Source organism: Paenibacillus turicensis (assembly GCF_017873435.1).
In the GTDB taxonomy this organism is placed as follows: domain Bacteria; phylum Bacillota; class Bacilli; order Paenibacillales; family Paenibacillaceae; genus Fontibacillus; species Fontibacillus turicensis.
The window spans coordinates 1-3,315 of sequence record NZ_JAGGKG010000038.1; the positions used below are offsets into that span (position 1 = coordinate 1).

Genomic DNA, 3,315 nt, shown 5'->3' on the forward strand with positions numbered 1-3,315 from the left:
TAGCTCCCTTGTAGTTGTCTAAGATTTCAATCATTCGTTTTGTTCGATCTTCACCATGAGTTTCAATTAATTTGTCATATTCGTTTTGGGTAAGTTTTACAAATTCAGCAAAATTAATTTTAGGTATAATATCTTTTTTCTTATCATTTTTATCATTCTTTACATTCTTATCATTCTTGTTTGTGGTTATCGCTTGGTTATCGCTTGGTTGAGACTTGGTTAAGACTTGGTTATCCTCTTGGTTGTAGTCAGTGTCAGAACCTTGATAAACCTCGTAGTTAAGCACTGTTATTAGGGTATAGTCGTTGGTTGAGGACTTGGTTAAAAAACCGATTCTTTCTAATTTGTCTAAGCATGTTCTTATTTTCATCTCGCTTACATCTTTATCATTTTGGAACCACTCAGAAGCTATTTTTTTACGAGATGTGACTAACTGACCTCTCTTTATTTCTACTTCGATATTTTTGTATTTGTCATACCAAACGCCGTCAGCGTGATTGGCGTTTAGTATGATGTATATAGCGATAAGCTTCTGTACTGCTGTAAGTCTTGAAAAAGTATCGCTAATCATTAATTTGCGGTGAAGTCTAATCCACCCTTCCATGTCACCACCTACTTAGTAATGCTTTAATTTTTCAACTGGTATATCCATCAAGTGCCAATTATCGCTAAATGTAGGCACTGTCACACTGGTTAATAATTTTTCTACTACCTCGACCGGTACTGGATAGGTGTCAGTGTTTTTGTAGTAAAGTTGATTTGAATTTATTTTCTCTTCGCTATAAATTCCTGCCTGTTTTAAATCGGTGGTATAACCGTTGTTTTCAGCTTCCCACCACACGTATTCTGCTCTACCTCTCGAGTGTTTGAGACTAAGAATGTAATAGTTCACTTAGCACCCTCCAATACTGTTTTAATCGCCTGTATATTGCCAATGCTTTTTACCTTCGCCATTCTTGTAATACTCAATTAGCTCTCGTTGCTTCTGCTCTTTAATCCGTTTTCCCAATGCTGTTTCATCTATAATCTGGTGGCACGTTCCCGTCTCGGTTTTTGGACCACATACTAGAGCAATATTCCAAGGTTCACTGCCCGATCCATATTGAGAGGCATTTACTATATGCGCTCTCTCAAACCAGTTTCGGGGTCTAGTGGTTTTACATAACTCACATGTATCTACTCCTGTTTGCTCACTAGACCGCCTGTGTACCTCTCTACTGCATTTATCTGTTATTTCTGTGTGCTTACCTCTCTTTTGTTTGTTTCGTCCAAAATTAGGCTTTGGTACTGATCTGAGTTCAAAGTCCATGTCGTCACCTACATATCTGATTGGTATTTAAGGATAGTCTGTAAAGCTGATACCTGTACCTTGATTGCGTCAGCAGCTTCAATGCCTGCTTTAAATTGCGCTTCGCTAAAATCCCTTTGAAATAGTTTGTCACTTACATTTCCTTTTGCTATATCTGTGACAATAGATACTGGTATGCCATCGGCACGTAATGTCAAAATCTCTTTAGCTAATGCTAGGCGGTATTCTTTCTCTGCTTCTGCCTTTTCTCTACCTAAGGTAAAGAGAGCATCAGCCGACTTGCTAAGCCGCTGTGACGCGGCATGTATCTCGTGAGTTACGCTTATTAAGTCCATGTGTCACCCCTTAAAATGGTAAAGAATCATCATCTATATCTATTGGCATTCCGTCATCCTGAAACGGATCGTTATATTGTGAATCCTGCGAACTTTGTTTATTGTTGTTATCCTTACTTGATTCCAAAAATCGGACATTACTAGCAATAACCTCGGTTACATACACGCGTTTTCCTTCGCTGTTTTCGTAATTCCGTACTTGAATGCGTCCTTCCACTGCTGTTAATCTTCCTTTGCGTAAATAGTTAGCGCACGTTTCAGCTAATTGCCGCCATGTAACAACTGGAATGAAGTCTGCTTCCTTTTCTTTGTCTTTTCCCACAGGTCTATCAACTGCAATGGTAAACTGTGTTACAGCCACTCCAGAGGGTGTATACCGAAGTTCTGGGTCTTTTGTTAGGCGTCCTATTAATATCACACTATTAAGCATTGTTAGGCTCCTTCTCGGCTGATTCTAGCCGTTTGCAAAGTGCGTCATATTCTTCTTTTGTTAAATCCTCTGCCATTGTCTTGTTGTAATCTTTCATGATCGCCTTTTTAACATCAGCCGCACTAAATCCCTTGTTATTAGCTATTGCAAACAACCTTTTTACTTGTGCGTCACTCAGTTTTTTTGTTGTTTTGTCCTCGAACTCCACACCATTTCCACATGCACCATTTGCGTCATCGTCTTTTTCAGTAGATATTCCAGATATTGCAGATAAAGAATACCGTTTCATATATGTGATTTGACCACCTAAATCTTGCATGTTATTACTAGCAAATACGATCAACGGATCTGATTTAACCCATTCTCCACTTTGGTGTAAAAGCATCGTTTCTACCGATAACATCAATTTCCCATCTTCAAAGAACGTTTTAGGTTCTTGCAAGATCGCAATTCCATTGTCTTTGTAAACAGTCTTTAGAGCTTCAAATATCCCTGATAAATCGGTGTAAGAAAATTTATAAGAACCTCCGCTTTTAGTCGTAACAGTTACATGGGCATTATGTTGTGGCGTTTCAATCGCTCCCCATGCTGCGACCAATGACTTTGTGATTTCCTGCTTAGATTCAGAAAAAATCATGTTACACCTCCAACTTAATTACTAATTCATCACTTCGATATTCCACGTTGATTCCTGCTACTAACTGCCCATCAGGGTCAACCACTTGCCCTGATTCCGTTGGTGTGAAAATCTTTTTAATGCTTGCTTTGTCAGGCTCTTTTTTAACTCGAATTAGTTCGTTTGCTTGATTTGCTTCTAGCCAATTGACCAATTCATCCTCGTTGTAATTCCACTTGGGCTGTTGTTTTTTATAAGACACTGTGCCGTAAGGGGTTTTTGATTTAAATTTAGGATCATCAAGCTTTTGTTTAGCCGCATACGCACCAACCAAGCTTTGGAAGTATTCGGTATCACGTTGTAACTTCTCTAGCTCCTTATTTTTGTAAGACTCAATGCGATAAATTTCAGATTCAGCAAGCTTAGTAACTTCATTTTTCTTCGCTTCAATAGCAGCCATTTTTCTAAGCACCCAATTAAGAGACTCTAAGTCAGTAACACTAAATGACTGGCGTTCTTCTTCCTCTTGTTGTTCAATTTCATCAAGCTCATTTTGGTATAAAGGATTAATCATATTTGACAACCTCCTAATATCTGTTATATAGTGTCGTTAATAATTTTGTTT

General features: G+C 38.3%; 6 protein-coding genes and 1 pseudogene. All 7 read right to left on the bottom strand.

What is annotated here, in order from left to right; genetic code table 11:
• Positions 1-604: pseudogene (locus tag J2Z32_RS22115) on the bottom strand (hypothetical protein); the annotation flags it as partial.
• A 12-nt stretch (positions 605-616) separates the two neighbouring features.
• Complete coding sequence (locus J2Z32_RS22120) at positions 617-892, bottom strand: hypothetical protein (protein WP_210091374.1); 276 nt, start codon at positions 890-892, stop codon at positions 617-619.
• Positions 893-913: 21 nt separating this feature from the next.
• Positions 914-1,309, bottom strand: coding sequence for an HNH endonuclease (locus tag J2Z32_RS22125; protein WP_210091375.1), 396 nt, complete (start codon positions 1,307-1,309; stop codon positions 914-916).
• Between the two features lie 8 nt (positions 1,310-1,317).
• Positions 1,318-1,644: a hypothetical protein gene (locus J2Z32_RS22130; protein ID WP_210091376.1), complete on the bottom strand. Its 327-nt coding sequence runs from the start codon at positions 1,642-1,644 to the stop codon at positions 1,318-1,320.
• A gap of 10 nt (positions 1,645-1,654) precedes the next feature.
• Positions 1,655-2,074, bottom strand: a complete 420-nt coding sequence (gene ssb, locus J2Z32_RS22135) for a single-stranded DNA-binding protein (RefSeq protein ID WP_210091377.1) — start codon at positions 2,072-2,074, stop codon at positions 1,655-1,657.
• Complete coding sequence (locus tag J2Z32_RS22140) at positions 2,067-2,711, bottom strand: ERF family protein (RefSeq protein ID WP_210091378.1); 645 nt, start codon at positions 2,709-2,711, stop codon at positions 2,067-2,069. Before J2Z32_RS22140 ends, ssb begins: the two co-directional genes overlap by 8 nt.
• Before the next feature lies 1 nt (position 2,712).
• On the bottom strand, positions 2,713-3,264 hold the full coding sequence (locus J2Z32_RS22145) for a host-nuclease inhibitor Gam family protein (protein WP_210091379.1): 552 nt from the start codon (positions 3,262-3,264) through the stop codon (positions 2,713-2,715).
• Positions 3,265-3,315: the final 51 nt, after the last annotated feature.